The organism is Evansella vedderi (genome assembly GCF_030813435.1).
In the GTDB taxonomy this organism is placed as follows: Bacteria; Bacillota; Bacilli; order Bacillales; family Salisediminibacteriaceae; genus Evansella; species Evansella vedderi.
Genome location: NZ_JAUSUG010000008.1, coordinates 99,144 through 113,059, shown reverse-complemented (window position 1 = coordinate 113,059; position 13,916 = coordinate 99,144). Strand labels below are relative to the sequence as shown.

Below are 13,916 nucleotides of genomic sequence, written 5' to 3'. Positions count from 1 at the left end.
GCTGTTTTCTTAAAGATTGTTGTTTTTCGTTATATATGTGGCTTGGATAAACTACAGGTGGAACAATTACGTCTTTCGCTTCTCCATGCTTTTCAAAAAAGCAAAAAGTCTACGATAACAGCTTTTATTAATTATTTATTTACTATTGCAGTTTTTCGTAGGCTGCTTGGAATTTTTGGACATCCCCTGCGCCCATAAATAGTAAAACACCATTCTCATGTTTCTTCAATTGTTCCACATTCTCCTCTTTAATAAGTACAGCTCCAGGGATTTTTTCAAGTAGATCATCAATAGTCAATTCTCCGTTACTTTCCCTGGCGGAAGAAAAAATGTCACATAGGTAAACATAATCTGCTTTTTTCAAACTGTCAGCAAATTCATCTAAGAACGTCTTCGTCCTAGTAAATGTGTGGGGCTGAAAAATAGCCACCACATCACGGGTTGGATATTTTTGCTTCGCCGCATCTACTGTTGCCGTAATTTCTGTAGGGTGATGGGCATAATCATCAATTAATATTTGGTTACCAAATTCCTTTTCACTAAACCTTCGTTTTACCCCTTTGAATGTCTTTAAACGAGATTGAATTGTTTCCACATCCACTTCCTCATAATGACATAACGCAATTACTGCTAATGCATTTAATACATTATGGGTTCCATAACCAGGTATATTAAAGGAAGCATAAAAGGAACTACGTACAAATACATCAAAATGGGTACCTGTTTCATTCGTTTTAATATTTTTTGCGCAAAAATCATGCTCTTCGTTTAATCCATAATAGACAACTGGTACCTGAGCATTAATTTTCTGAAGATGTTCATCGTCACCACAGGCAATGATAGCCTTCTTTACTTGCATTGCCATTTCTTGGAACGCATCAAAAACATCCTCCACCCCTTTAAAATAATCTGGATGATCAAAATCAATATTAGTCATAATTGCATAGTCAGGTTTGTAATGAAGAAAATGGCGTCGGTACTCACAAGCTTCAAAAACAAAATACTTACTATTTTCCTCGCCCTTACCAGTACCGTCTCCAATAAGATAGGATGTTGGTTTTGCCTCTTGCAAAACATGTGCCAACATCCCCGTTGTTGATGTTTTCCCATGACTTCCAGTCACAGCAATGCTTGTAAATTTTTGTATAAACTCCCCCAAGAAGGTGGGGTATTTATAAACGGGGATATCTTTCTCTGCAGCAGTACGGATTTCCACATTTTCTTCGTTATATGCAGGAGAGGCAATAATTGTCTGTCCATCTTGAATATTTTCCTTTTGAAACGGAAGAAGGGGAATCCCCTTTTTTTCTAAAGGTTTTTGAGTAAAGAAAACCTTTTCCACATCCGAACCTTGAACTTCATACTGCATGTCACATAATATTTGAGCTAACGCACTCATTCCAGATCCTTTAATTCCAATAAAATGGTATAATGTCATGTTTTGAACCTCCACAAATCCATTGGTTCCAAGAATGTTTAACAATAAGAATAGCGTAAGGCGCCCGCCTATCGGCAAAAGCAAATGCTTCTGACCGATAAAAAGTGCTTTTTACTTTTTATTCGGGCAGAACATTTGACCTCGAGCCGATGGCGCCTGAAGCTAGACAGCTTTTTAATGCCTAATACTTTCTTATCCATATTACATTCTCGCACGGTTTCGTTTAATTATATGCCTATTTCCCCAAAAGTGGGAATATCATTTTTCACTTAACCCATTATAGCAAAAAAAACTCATTAGTCACCATTAATCTTTTCTAGATTATCACTCGAATCCGTTACAGGTGACGACTTGCACCACTGAAGTCATCGCCTTTCACCTTCGAGTAATCGTAAAAACAATAATTTATGCGATAAGAGACTTAATCTAAAATTATCCTTCCCTTTTTTGGTATCTTAAATAATCAATGCCATGCTCTTTCAAATATTTCCTAATTGCAGGCAGGTCTTGTTTCATTACCTCATTTAGTCTGTTCATCACTTCCCCTTCTTTTGGCTTTTCAATAACGATTGGTGGGCCGATAAATTTTTCTCTGTAGCCCACATTAATCGTTCTTACGAAGGCTAATTCTCCTTCTATCATCGTCTGAGAAAAGAGAAAACTTTCCCCTTCAAAAGTTAAATCAGGTGGTCCCGCTAACTTCTTATATGTAATTAGCCTTTTATCACCATGTACAATTCTTACAGGTTCCAAGTACATGAGCATCATAAATCCACTTATATCCAACATCGACTTGGATAGTAATCCTTTTTTCTCTCTAATAAATATGTCAAATAACCTTGACCCAATGACAGTTACATAATCAAATGCAAACCAATGCTCAAAATGTGGGGCTATAGTCTTTTCTTGAAGGGACTCTTTTGGAAGGTTAGTTTTATGAAGAAAGATTTGCTTCGCCCTAACCTTTTCTCGAATATTAGCTTCTTTTTCTATATAATCAAAAAAGCTTTCATACAATTCCAAGAATGAATGATCCATATACTGTTGTCTTTCTTCTTTCACCTTTTGAAAATCAATCAAAAAAGAGCCTTGTTTTTTATCCACCAATAACCACCTCTCTAAAGGAGATAGAACGAAAAAAACTGCTCAAAACGTTACGAATTGAACAGTTTTTCTAGTTTAGCCTTCCAGTTCTATTTTTTCCAATCGAGGATTTTCTCGATATTTTCTACCTGTTTTAGCTTGCGGTTTTCCGTCCAAAATAACATTATCTCCCGTAAAGCCAATATGTATTTTTAACAGGCTGCTCCCAACACCATACATATCCACAGGAGCTTTCATTTTCTCATAACGTTCAATGCGTTCGGCATCAAATCCTCCAGAAGCCACAATTTTCACATGATGGAATCCTTCTTCATCAAGGGCTTCCCGAAGAGCAAAAAGAAGCTGTGGATTAACCCCTCGAGGATCAAAGGTTCCTAGTACCTCTGGATTACGAGTAAAATATTGATCTACTAATGTATTAGAAGTATCTATTCGAACACCCTTAAGTTTTTCTCCAAATTCACGGGCAACTTTTAACGAATCAGTTATAACATCATTGTTATAGTCAACAAGAGCTAATAAATCGTCATCTGGGAATGTTTCATGGTATGCCCTTGTTGCTGCCACTAAATCCCCTTCAAATAACTGAATTAATGCATGGGGCATTGTCCCCATGCCTTGTTTTCCCCACCATTCATTCATTGCATGTGTTGCTTGTGCTTGTGATCCGCCAATATATGCAGCATAACCATCTCCAGCTTGCTGTGTAAAGTGATCATCACGATCCCCCATAAAGATGACAGGCTTTTCAACCCCCGACGACTTCGCCGCCTTAACAACCTCATACACATTTGTTGCCACCGACGTACGGCGGGCTAAAATCCCGTCAATTACACCTTCTAGAAAACCGAAGTTCTGGTAGGGACCAGTAATAGTAAGAACTGTTTCGAATGGTTTAATCTTATCCCCATCTTTTAGTGAATATATTTCCAATTCTTGTGGATTATCTGCAAATGTATTAATTAGGGCCAACACTTCATCAGTCCCGCATAGGACAGCATCCTTCTTTTGAAAAAACTGCATGGTAACTCTATTATTAGGCTTGTACTTTTCTGCAATTTTCTTCGTTTTTAAAAAATAGACTGCAGAGAACCAGCCTTCACCAACTCGTTCATCAAACTTAAATGTTTCGTTTGTGAGACGATTTAGCTTTCCCTGCAGCTTTAAAGTAATTTCTTTCATTCCCATAGCTCCTTAACATCTAGTGTAACATTGTTACCTTAGTTTTTACTATTCTTCAGATTTATACTAGAGAATAGTGATCTTTTCTAAATATTACTCTTGCACCGCTTTGTTTGTTCGTCGTACAAAACCGTGTTGTTTTTAAGAATATAATATGGCTTGGATACACTACAGGCGGACGCTTTCCGTTTCTCCAAGCTATTAAAAATCAACAAAGTTTTCGAAAAGAGCCTTAATGATAAAAAGGGGATTTTTGATGTTCTTGGATAACTGCTTCAACAATTTCAACTAAATCTGCTTCGTTAACCTGTTGAATCCCATTTTTTAAGACTATCCATTGGGATCGTTCTTCTTCTTTCAAAATGTGAAGCCACTTCGGAGATACATGTTGAACCAAATTTTCTAAAGGAATTTGTTGCATGTGAACACTCCCTCTCTTGTTTTTGATTCGATCTCTAGTGATGCTGTAAAGAGTATTTCGTTTTTCTTAACACCTTGAAAGCGATTCCCTCCCCACTTTTTTCAAAGAATGAAAAAAGTGTAACTTAATATATTATTTTATTAAATAAAGGAGAAATTGTGTAGTTTAAATTTCCCCTCTATTATTTATTTTTTCGTTTATTTCTTCTTTTGTCAAATAAACCTCTCTTGGTTTACTCCCTTTGGATGAAGAAATAATACCCCTTACTTCCATTTCATCAATTATTCTTGCAGCACGATTGTACCCTATACGGAATTGTCTTTGCAATAAAGAAGCAGATGCTACCTGATGTTCTGACACAAATTCACATGCAGGTTCAAATAATTCATCTTCCGATGATTCATTCATTTGCAGCTGCAATGTTTCCCTCTCAAAAAGAAACTGGGGTTTTTCCACGTTTTTCACATGGGCCATTACCCTGTCAATTTCATCATCGGAAACGAAGGTTCCTTGTATTCTGACAGGCTTACCGGAACCATTTTCGAGAAAAAGCATATCCCCTTTACCAAGGAGCCGCTCAGCTCCAGCCCCATCTAGTATGGTTCTTGAGTCAGCTTGAGAAGAAACGGAAAAGGCTATCCTTGTAGGGATATTAGCTTTAATTAAACCAGTGATAACATCTACGGAAGGGCGTTGGGTTGCAACTAATAAATGAATGCCACATGCTCTAGCCTTTTGGGCAATCCTGCATATGGCCTCCTCCACATCCTGTGGTGCTACCATCATTAAATCAGCCAACTCATCCACAACAATCACTAAATAGGGGAGTGTGTCCCCTTCCTTTCCCTTTGCTAATTGCTTTTCATTATATCTCTTTAAATCTCTCGTTCCTTCTTTTGCAAATAACTCATATCTCCGATCCATTTCTGCTACAGCCCACTTCAACCCCTCTGTTGCCTCCTTAGGGTCTGTAATTACTGGTGACGCTAAGTGAGGCATCCCATTATATGGAGCAAGCTCTACCATTTTTGGGTCGATTAAAAGTAAACGAACCTCCTTTGGTGTGGCTTTATAAAGTAAGCTAACAAGTATGGAATTAACACAAACACTTTTCCCGGAACCTGTTGCCCCGGCTATTAGCCCATGGGGCATCTTTTGTAAATCGGTTACCACAGGCCCTCCTTCAATATCCTTTCCTAAAGCAACAGTTAACGGACTTGCAGCCTTTAGAAAATTTGGATGACGAAGGATATCCCGTAAAAAAACGGGTTCTGATACATCATTTGGAACTTCTATTCCAATAGTATTTTTTCCTGGAATTGGGGCTTCCATGCGAATTTCTTTGGCTGCTAAATTTAATTTTAAATCATCCGTTAGATTGGTTATTTTACTCACTTTTACCCCTGGTTGTGGTTGAATTTCAAACCTCGTTACGGAAGGACCCTTTGTTACATGGACAACACTTGCTTTTATATTAAAATAGTCAAGTGTTTCATCTAATTTTTTTACTTGTGCTGTTACCCACTCATCGTTAACACCTCTAGTTTTTGGTGGTATTTCTAACAAGTGAAGGGCGGGAAAATCGTAATCTTTTTCATTTTTAAATTCTCGCTTCTTTTCCTTTATTTTATCCCTAGAGAGCATCACCACATTGTATGGGTGATTATCTGTTTTCATGTTTATATTTTTTATTTTATTGGAAGGACCACCACCTACTCCACTTTTATTCATCTTTTGTTGAAGCCTTTCTAGGCGTCTTCTTTCAGAGCGTGGAATTTTGTTCTCTTCTATTGTTGGAGTAGTTTCTTCTTCCAAAGTTGCAGCAAGCTCTGACTTAGCTGTCTTTTCTTCCGACAATATATCTAATGAATTCTCTTCAATCCATGCATCAACCTCTACTTCTTCTATATGTTGAACGAATTGTACCTCTTCTTCAGTAGTTTCTTCTTCAACAATATCATTAGACATACTCACTTCTTGCTTATTTAATGGATGAGTTCCATAACCGTATATTGGAGATGGTGAAATAGTTCCTTTAAATGGCTGTTTTGCATTAGGCTGTTGGTCTATTTGCTTTCTTAAAGACTCCTTATGCAAATCTACTTTTCTAACTGTGACCTTGGGACGTTGGTTGATTAACTCATCATCTTTCACTAAAGGAAAGCGAAAATTACCTTGCTTTGGATATTGATGAATTACTCTTGCTTCAATTGAAGGTTCATTTCTGTAGGTATGTGCTGTTCTTTGTCTTTTTGTTTCCTTCGTACTAGTCTCCTCTTTTGGGAATAACCATTCTTTTAAGGTTAATAATAGCCTCGGAAAAACCTTTGACATGTATATCCCCCGTTTCCTATGAATCTACTATATTTTTGAGTATATCATAAACAAGCTTTTACTAATCATCCTTTTTATTTGAAGCAGAACAAAAGGGCAAGCGCCTTGCTCACGAGCGAGTAGGTGCTGGAGCTAGACGACTATTTAACTTCAGTAACTTAATATACAAGCAAAAGAAAATATATTCCGTAAAAAAGAGTAACCCTGGGTTTAAACCTTAAGGTCACTCTCTAGAATTAACAGATAAGCTCTGGAAAACTTTGTTGTTGGTTTCCGCTACAGGTTACCCCAATTATGCCAAAAGGTAGCCCACGCCCTATGGGCAACGGCGTAATGTCACCGTTCTTGTTCCTAACAGTACCCGATAAAGAGTACTTATTAGTATACCCTATTTTTTTTCCTTAGGTTTCCGTCGGGCTAAAATGAAGATCGGTTCTAATTCTCCATTCTCATATAGGAAAGGTAGCGCTGTAATAGGTACTCTTCCTTCGGAAAAAAATTGAAAGACCATTTGTGCCAAAACGTCATAGCCGGTTTCATTTCGTAAATCAGCGAAGATAAGAACGTCTTGGTGAGGGACAGCTACAGCCAAATCCCCTTCCACCTTTCTCTCCATTTCCTTTAATAAGGGTTCGTTCATTATCCGGCTTGCGTCATACCCATCATCTGTGTGTAAGAAATAAAATTTATTCCCTGCTACTTCATCCTCTTTCATTGGATATGGAAGGGAACGGACATTGAAAAGAGCCATCTCCTCAATTTCCCGTAATGTTTTCCCATCTTTTTCAAGAGTATCTTTATCAATTAACGAATAGGATGCTCCGTGATCAATGACATAAAATACTCTTGTTTCTGCTGTATGGTCAGAATAGATAAATTCTCTACCATCCTCTACTTCCGTCGGAAAGGATGTAGACCGAATGACAGGGAAAATATTTTTTTCATTTCCCTTTAATACAACTGATCGCTCCAATAAAGATAGGCCTTCAGAAACATAATGGATGACTTCCTCCAAAGCCTTCTCCTTATTCGATTCAAATTTATTTTTTAAAGATGAAAGATTTATCGTTACCCCTTTATTATATCGTTTATCTATAACCCGAAGACTTTCTGATTCTCGATCATAGGATGTTACCCAATTTTTATTTGTAATACGCTCTTCAATTGCTCGTTTCATTTGTAAAGGCTTCATTTTAAAAGCCACCTCCCTCATACGAACCCTATTTTAACATTTATTTACCTTTCGTCCAATGAACTGCCTCCTATAGACCCATAAAAAAAGAATTTGACACAAGGGGCAGATATCCTTTTGTCAAATCCCTATAAGAGGCTATTTGTTTTTAGCTTCATTCAAAAATGCAATGATTTCTTCCTTCGTTTTTCTATCCTTACTAACAAATCTGTGAACTTCCTTTCCATTTTTATAAAATAGAAAGCTAGGGATCCCATAAACATCTAACTCTTGGCAGAGCTCTATATAATCATCTCTATTTACCTTAAAGAATTGCAATTCAGGAAAAGCCCCTTCTATTTCTGGTAAATAAGGTTCAATAACTACACAGTCAGGACACCAACCTGCCGTAAACATGAATACAGTACCTTCCCCTTGTTTTACTTGTTCAAAATACTCTTTCGACTCAATGGATTTCATCTCATTTCCCCCTATGATTGCTGTATTTTCATGTCACCAAGTTTTATCATACCGAGTTTTCTCATCACCTCTGAGAATACCAAACTTAATACTGCTGGTGCAACAAAATACAACAGGATAATCGCTGTCCAAACGGAGGAAGTATTCCCCATTGTTTCAATTGTCATAATCGGTCCTACCAATCCGCTCGTTCCCATCCCTGCCCCCGCTGAGTTATTTTCCAAAAGAAATACAATAGTGGCTAAAGGGCCTAATATGGCGGCAGTTAAAGTTGGCGGAATTAAGATCAATGGGTTTTTAACAATGTTTGCAATTTGAAGCATGGATGTCCCAAGTCCAAGGGAAACCAAACCGGACCAACCATTTTCTCTATAACTGCTAGTAGCAAAGCCAATCATCTGTGCTGCACATCCAACAGCAGCGGCCCCAGCAGCCAATCCATTTAACCCCAGCATAATAGCAATAGCTGCACTTGATATTGGTGCTGTTAAAGCAAGACCCATAAAAACAGCAATTAAAATACCCATAATGAACGGCTGCTGTTCTGTTGCCCAGACAATAAACTGACCGAACCATGTCATTCCAAAATTAATTCCTGGTCCAATCACCATTGCTGCACCAACACCTGTAACAATGGTGATAAATGGGGTAACAATAATATCTACCTTCGTCTCTTGAGATACAATTTTTCCAAGTTCCGTTGAAATGAGGGCACAAACAAAGGCACCTGCTGGCCCCCCTAGTTCAGCCCCAGCAGCACCTGATACAACAGCTGCAAACAACACAAGCCTCGGAGCTTTCAAACTATAGGCAATAGCCACGCCAATAGCAGGTCCCATTAGGTCCATGGCCGTTTGACCTATGGTCATAACAACAGGGATATTTAATACATCCGGAGAACCTGCTGTTCGAATAATCAATCCAATAATTAATGAAGAGAAAAGCCCCAATGCCATAAAGCTTAACGCATCAATGACATACGATTTAAAGGAAGGGTGGATACCTTTTTGATGTAGGAATTCCTTCAAAACCATTCACATCCATTTCATTTTTTACTCTTATCACTAGAGTTTTCCATCTCTATTTAAGTATACCTAGCTGTATTAAAAAGGGGAGAATTAAAAAGTTATAACCGTACCTTTTAAGTCTCCCTCCTTATCCCTTATTCATTATTTTCCATTGCAGATTGGACGATATCAAACATTGTCTCCGCAACATTATTCATATCTTGCAGTGTTGTTATTGTGGTAATTTTTCTTCCATTATATCCGACTATGACCTTATATTCATTCTCGGAAAAATGAGTAACAATTAAATAAGCCTTTTCTCCATCTACTTCATCTATTTCAAAAATGAAAGGATCTTGTTCTAGCATCATTAACTCAAGAAGGTCATCCTTTGACTCAAAGTCTGTGTGGTCATTCAAAAAAAGTAAAAATACATGGTCATTTCTTTCTAAAATTAAATTGTATTCATCAATCACATCTACTTCAGTAAAGCTTGGAATATATAAAGACATATTTTTAGTTTCATATGTAATTGTTTTAGGTTCTTGATTCATCTTTTCATTAAAGGATTCTTTAGCATGCTCCAAAACTTGTTCTTGTGAGAGATTGCATGCACTTAACCCTAGTAACAAAATACTTAACATAAACGATTTAATTAATAACTTCACTTCCCTTTTCCCTCCTTCTATTAAAACTTCTAGGTCTTCTATCATAATACACATGTGCTAGTATAAAAAACAAGACTATCTAACCATTTTTCGATCTTTTTTTACATTTGTACGGAATATTTTCCTTTTACACCCAACTTCGTTAAAATAAAAGTACATTTATCAGTACAAAGGAGTCGATAATAATGGAATTAACTATTTACCTTGCAGGACAAATTCATGACAATTGGCGTTCAGAAATAAAGGATAAGGCTGCTTCTATGAATTTACCTATTCATTTTATTGGACCTATGGAAAACCATGACCGCTCGGACAACATCGGTGAGGAAATCCTCGGTTCCCAACCAAATGCAATCTTAAAGGATGAAGCAGCCTCTAAGTTTAATAATTTGCGTACTCAAGTCCTTTTAGGAAAGGCAGATATTGTTATCGCCTTATTCGGCGAGAAATACAAACAATGGAACAGTGCAATGGATGCTGCAACTGCTATCGCTTTAAATAAACCATTAATTTTAATCCGACCAGAAGCTTTGCATCATCCACTTAAAGAACTGTCTGAAAAGGCACAGGTAACAGTGGAAACCATGGACCAAGCCCTTCAAGCTCTAGCATACATATTTGAAGAAAAATAGATTAGACTTCCATGCCAATGAAGGGATGACAAACGGATAGTCATCCTTTTTTTCTTTCTATGTCAAATTTCCATTGACCATAAAGAAGCTTAACTATATGCTTAAACATTTCAATGCGGTCAATTTCTCCGTATGTTAATATCCCAATCGTTCCTTCCTTCTTACGAATATTATTACGGCCTGTCCATTCATCTATCACTTCCCCCAATTCACGACCAGTACGAATTTCTTCTGCAATATCTTTTGGAAGGTATATTCTTGCTCCTCCCGCTGTATAAATGCCATTCTTTTTTGCTATTAATGCACCCCAGTTACAAAGGAGCATTCCTGCTTCATTCTCCACTACACCGCCCTCTAAACCAATGGCAACAGATGCATCGGTATACTCAATTAAATACTTAGCACGATTTATAGCTCCTAGCATTGTTTCTTCATCGGAACGTGGTTGAGGAGATACAGAGGAGGGCACATCCCTTGGTACCACTACAGCTGGTGGTAAAAAAACTTTTTCAACGGCTCTTACTTTTGCAGGGTTGGTTGAACCTATGTAAATTTCTGAAACCATTTTGGTTTCCTCCAAACTTAATTTTTTTACCTATTTTAATTTTAATGGCTGTTTTTACAAACTTTGTTCCTTTTTTTAAAAAAGCTTGGAGGAGCGAAAGGCGGCGACTCCAGGCAGGAAAAGCAACATTCTTTTCTTGCGACGAGTAATCGCAGGAGCATTCTATACGAAAGAGCCATTAAAATAAAGCATAAAGGAAAAAGCCCTTTCACCAATTGATGAAAGGGATTCTATATTACACGTTTTGGCGAATAGATTCCACTGTAGTTTTATCTGTTGTTCTTGCTAACGTAGTTACTAACTGTTTTGCTGCTTCATAATCGTCCACGTGGATAATGGAAGCGCTCGTGTGTATATAACGAGAACAGATTCCAATAACTGCAGAAGGAACACCGTTACCTGAAGTATGAACACGTCCAGCGTCTGTTCCACCTTGAGAGATAAAATATTGATATGGTATGTTATTTGTTTCTGCTGTGTCTAGAATAAACTCTCTCATTCCACGATGTGTTACCATCGTTCGGTCATATATACGTAGAAGAGCTCCCTTTCCTAAATGTCCAAATGCATCTTTTTCACCAGAGGCATCATTTGCAGGACTTGCATCTAATGCATAGAAAATATCTGGCTCAATCATATTAGCAGCAACTTGAGCTCCCCTTAAACCAACCTCTTCTTGAACTGTGGCACCTGAATAAAGGACGTTAGGTGTTTTTTCACCGTGAAGTTCCTTTAAAAGCTCAATGGAAAGACCGACACCATATCGGTTGTCCCAAGCTTTAGAAATAATCTTCTTTTCATTCGCCATTTTTTCCATCGGACAAATAGGGACGATTTGCTGACCTGGCTTAATCCCAATTCTTTCAGCATCTTCTTTGTTATCGGCACCTATATCAATGTACATATTCTTTATATCCATTGGTTTATTTCGTTTGGCTTCATCTAATAAATGTGGTGGAATAGATCCAATAACCCCTATAACTGGACCTTGATCCGTAATAATATGAAGTCGTTGCGCTAATAATACTTGACTCCACCAACCACCAAGGGTTTGAAAGCGAATAAGCCCTTTATCTGTAATAGAGGTTACCATAAATCCGACTTCATCCATATGGCCTGCTACCATGACTTTTGGTCCGGTTTCGTCCCCTTTTTTCACTCCAAAGATACCACCTAAGCGGTCTTGAATAACTTCATCACTATACTTCTTTAATTCTTCTCGAACAAAGGATCTTACTTCGTGTTCAAACCCAGGTGCACCAGGTAACTGAGTTAACGTTTTAAACATTTCAAAAGTTTCTTGTCTCATAACAAACTCCCTTCAATAAGCTTATCTATGTATTCATTATTTATTTTAACGAATTGTTTCCTTTCTTTCCACTTTTTTCGAGCAACGAAATATTTTTTAAAACAAAGCTTCCATCTTACTATTACCTTATTACCTTAAACAAAATAATTATTTTCATTAATTTCTAGGTAAAGATTGGCATTTATTTTTTTCTCCGCTATACTTAAAACAGAATGTATTCCGTTAAAATGTGTAAAGATATTATTATTGAAGTTTATTTGAAAGAGGGTGTAACCAATGGGTTGGAAACGTTTTGCTGCTGGAGTTGGTGCTGGGGTAGCTGTCACTCTTCTGGCCAAAAGTCAACTTGAAAAAAACCAAGGGAACATATCACCTGAAAAAGCTTTAAAAATGGTAAAGCATAAAGCAAAAAATCTGGGTACTATTGATGGATCATGGGTTCATATGATTACTGAGGAATTAGAGCAGGATCAGCTGGTCTATAAAGTATATCGTGGTGGAATCACCTGTACAGACGAATCAGGTAAAATGAGTGCATACGAATTTTTAGTTGATGCTGCAACAGGAACAATCTTAAAGCTAAATAAACAGGAAGACTAAATTCATTGAGGGGGACTCAAAAGGCTAAAAATATCCTTTTGAGTCCCCCTCTACTAATGGACATATTTCTTTTGACCTAATCAGCAATGAAAATTAACCGAAAGGACTTTTTTCATCTTAAAATCATTCACCCTCATTTTTATTCGTTCTCTCGATTTCTTAATACGGCTTCCTGAATATTTTTTCCTTCAGTATCCCACTTTAATGCTCGATACTTATAGTCATGGTAAAAAATAAACCAGGCTTGCTTCTCAATTGCTGGCACTATATATTTCTGTTTTGCTTTAATAGAGTTTATAGGAAAATCATCATAGGCTAATACCCAAAGGACATTTTGATGGGCATGGGTTGGCATTAAATCCGCCATATGGAGGATCTTTTCTCCAGCTCTGTCAATTTGCAATATACAATGGCCGTCACTGTGACCACCAGTATGTATTAGCTTAATCCCATCCATAACCTCTACCGCACTTTTAAAAGTTTTAACCTGATGTTCAATTGGTCTCCAATTTTCTTGAAAATACGTATTCCTTGACCGAATATTTGGATTCCGTAATTCATTCCATTCCGTTTCCTCTACATAAAATGTAGCTTTCGGGAAGGTTGGGACGAGTCTGTTTTCCTCCCATTTCGCAGCCCCGCTAGCGTGATCAAAATGCATATGTGTCATTAATACATAATCAATATCCGAAACGGTTAATCCCAAACTCCCTAATGATTCATCGAGCTTAGCTTCTTCTGTTATCCCAAAGTTCCGTTTGGCCTTATCTGTAAATTTCCCATTTCCTATTCCTGTTTCAACCAATAGATTTTTTCCTTCCACCTGAATTAAAATGGGATCCGTCCTTAACTCTATTTGATTGTTTTCATTAACAGGGTATTTCTTTGACCATAACGGCTTTGGAACAACACCGAACATGGCTCCACCATCCATATGGGTTACCCCTCCGTTTAACCACGTAAATGTCATATCTCCAATCATCCATTGCTCTAATGCCACAGTGC

Annotated in this window: 14 protein-coding genes; 2 read left to right on the top strand and 12 right to left on the bottom strand. The window is 37.4% G+C overall.

The window, feature by feature from the left end:
• Positions 1 to 142: 142 nt before the first annotated feature.
• The 9 genes from murC to J2S74_RS11535 form a co-directional block, all read right to left on the bottom strand.
• The gene (gene murC / locus J2S74_RS11575) at positions 143 to 1,438 is read right to left on the bottom strand and encodes a UDP-N-acetylmuramate--L-alanine ligase (protein WP_307325742.1); all 1,296 of its coding nucleotides are present in this window, start codon (positions 1,436 to 1,438) and stop codon (positions 143 to 145) included.
• Between the two features lie 432 nt (positions 1,439 to 1,870).
• Positions 1,871 to 2,542, bottom strand: coding sequence for a hypothetical protein (locus J2S74_RS11570; RefSeq protein ID WP_307325739.1), 672 nt, complete (start codon positions 2,540 to 2,542; stop codon positions 1,871 to 1,873).
• A 75-nt stretch (positions 2,543 to 2,617) separates the two neighbouring features.
• Positions 2,618 to 3,724, bottom strand: a complete 1,107-nt coding sequence (locus tag J2S74_RS11565) for a nicotinate phosphoribosyltransferase (protein WP_307325737.1) — start codon at positions 3,722 to 3,724, stop codon at positions 2,618 to 2,620.
• 232 nt (positions 3,725 to 3,956) lie between these two features.
• Positions 3,957 to 4,145 (bottom strand): hypothetical protein, encoded by a 189-nt coding sequence (locus tag J2S74_RS11560; protein ID WP_307325733.1) that lies wholly within the window; start codon positions 4,143 to 4,145, stop codon positions 3,957 to 3,959.
• A 165-nt stretch (positions 4,146 to 4,310) separates the two neighbouring features.
• A complete protein-coding gene (locus tag J2S74_RS11555) occupies positions 4,311 to 6,479 on the bottom strand; it encodes a DNA translocase FtsK (RefSeq protein WP_307325731.1) in 2,169 nt (722 codons plus the stop codon).
• Between the two features lie 388 nt (positions 6,480 to 6,867).
• Positions 6,868 to 7,671 carry a DUF1444 domain-containing protein gene (locus tag J2S74_RS11550; protein WP_307325728.1) on the bottom strand — a complete coding sequence of 268 codons (804 nt, stop codon included), beginning with the start codon at positions 7,669 to 7,671 and terminating at the stop codon, positions 6,868 to 6,870.
• A 138-nt stretch (positions 7,672 to 7,809) separates the two neighbouring features.
• Complete coding sequence (locus J2S74_RS11545) at positions 7,810 to 8,130, bottom strand: thioredoxin family protein (protein WP_307325726.1); 321 nt, start codon at positions 8,128 to 8,130, stop codon at positions 7,810 to 7,812.
• Between the two features lie 11 nt (positions 8,131 to 8,141).
• Complete coding sequence (locus J2S74_RS11540) at positions 8,142 to 9,158, bottom strand: PTS sugar transporter subunit IIC (RefSeq protein ID WP_307325724.1); 1,017 nt, start codon at positions 9,156 to 9,158, stop codon at positions 8,142 to 8,144.
• 134 nt (positions 9,159 to 9,292) lie between these two features.
• A complete protein-coding gene (locus J2S74_RS11535) occupies positions 9,293 to 9,805 on the bottom strand; it encodes a hypothetical protein (protein WP_307325722.1) in 513 nt (170 codons plus the stop codon).
• A 185-nt stretch (positions 9,806 to 9,990) separates the two neighbouring features.
• Here J2S74_RS11535 and J2S74_RS11530 point away from each other — a divergent pair, with 185 nt between their 5' ends.
• Positions 9,991 to 10,437, top strand: coding sequence for a YtoQ family protein (locus J2S74_RS11530; protein WP_307325720.1), 447 nt, complete (start codon positions 9,991 to 9,993; stop codon positions 10,435 to 10,437).
• Positions 10,438 to 10,477: 40 nt separating this feature from the next.
• Here the strand turns inward: J2S74_RS11530 and J2S74_RS11525 are convergent, their stop codons facing one another.
• A complete protein-coding gene (locus J2S74_RS11525) occupies positions 10,478 to 11,002 on the bottom strand; it encodes a DUF84 family protein (protein ID WP_307325718.1) in 525 nt (174 codons plus the stop codon).
• A gap of 235 nt (positions 11,003 to 11,237) precedes the next feature.
• Positions 11,238 to 12,311 (bottom strand): M42 family metallopeptidase, encoded by a 1,074-nt coding sequence (locus tag J2S74_RS11520; protein ID WP_307325716.1) that lies wholly within the window; start codon positions 12,309 to 12,311, stop codon positions 11,238 to 11,240.
• 276 nt (positions 12,312 to 12,587) lie between these two features.
• Between J2S74_RS11520 and J2S74_RS11515 the strand changes: the two genes are divergently transcribed.
• Positions 12,588 to 12,911 carry a PepSY domain-containing protein gene (locus J2S74_RS11515; RefSeq protein ID WP_307325714.1) on the top strand — a complete coding sequence of 108 codons (324 nt, stop codon included), beginning with the start codon at positions 12,588 to 12,590 and terminating at the stop codon, positions 12,909 to 12,911.
• Positions 12,912 to 13,050: 139 nt separating this feature from the next.
• Here the strand turns inward: J2S74_RS11515 and J2S74_RS11510 are convergent, their stop codons facing one another.
• On the bottom strand, positions 13,051 to 13,893 hold the full coding sequence (locus J2S74_RS11510; protein WP_307325913.1) for a YtnP family quorum-quenching lactonase: 843 nt from the start codon (positions 13,891 to 13,893) through the stop codon (positions 13,051 to 13,053).
• Positions 13,894 to 13,916 lie beyond the last annotated feature (23 nt).